Source organism: Mesorhizobium sp. M4B.F.Ca.ET.214.01.1.1 (assembly GCF_004791545.1).
Lineage (GTDB): Bacteria > Pseudomonadota > Alphaproteobacteria > Rhizobiales > Rhizobiaceae > Mesorhizobium > Mesorhizobium abyssinicae.
In genome coordinates this window covers 1-415 of the sequence record NZ_SRUX01000080.1, presented here as the reverse complement: position 1 = coordinate 415, position 415 = coordinate 1, and the positions used below count along the sequence as shown (strand labels likewise).

At 57.6% G+C, this 415-nt stretch carries 1 protein-coding gene; it reads right to left on the bottom strand.

The window, feature by feature from the left end:
• A partial coding sequence (locus tag EN857_RS33380) for an ABC transporter substrate-binding protein (RefSeq protein WP_245521679.1) occupies positions 1-415 on the bottom strand: 415 nt, incomplete at both ends.

The window sequence follows — 415 nt, the reverse complement described above, 5'->3', positions numbered from 1 at the left end:
TGGCCGAACAGACCCGTCACGACATCGAAATCGAAATGGTTCACACGGTTGATGTACTGCGTCTGATCGATGATGCGCAGGGTAGCGTCGACGCCGATCTTGCGCAGGATGGCAATGTAGGGGCTGGCGATCACCTGGTCTGTGTCGTTCCAGCCGAGGATCTCGAACTTGAACGGTGCGCCTGTCTTGGCGTTGACCATCTTGCCGCCCTTGATGACCCATCCGGCCTTGGCGAAGAGATCGACGGCCTGCTTCAGATACTTCCGTTCCGCTTGCGGCGAATCGTAGACAGGCAGCTTGAACTCCTGAGTGAAGAGGTCCGGCGGCAGCTTGTCGCGATATTTTTCCAGGATTTCCAGTTCCTTGCCCTGCGGCAATCCGCTGGACGCCAGTTCGGTACCCTGGAAATAGCTCG